Origin of the sequence: Nocardia amamiensis, assembly GCF_015477605.1 — a bacterium.
Taxonomy (GTDB): domain Bacteria; phylum Actinomycetota; class Actinomycetes; order Mycobacteriales; family Mycobacteriaceae; genus Nocardia; species Nocardia amamiensis_A.
The window spans coordinates 1-255 of record NZ_JADLQX010000349.1; the positions used below are offsets into that span (position 1 = coordinate 1).

Annotated in this window: 1 protein-coding gene; it reads right to left on the reverse strand. The window is 69.8% G+C overall.

The window, feature by feature from the left end:
• Positions 1-255 (reverse strand): AMP-binding protein (locus IU459_RS38105; protein ID WP_195134376.1); only part of this gene is annotated, 255 nt, incomplete at both ends.

Genomic DNA, 255 nt, shown 5'->3' on the forward strand with positions numbered 1-255 from the left:
CCACCCAATCCGACAGCCTACGCAGCTCCAGCGCCTCACCGCCGAACACCACGTAACGCAGCGCCAGCGGCGCGGCGTCGGGCGCGGCGTTCCGGTCCGCCTCGGCCAGCTGGTAGAACGCGGACGGCGTCTGGTTGAGCACCGTGACGCGTTCGGCGCGCAGCAGTTCCAGGAACTGCTCCGGCGAGCGCGAGGTGTAGTAGTCGACCACCACGAGGGTGCCGCCGAACAGCAGCGGTCCCCACAGCTCCCATA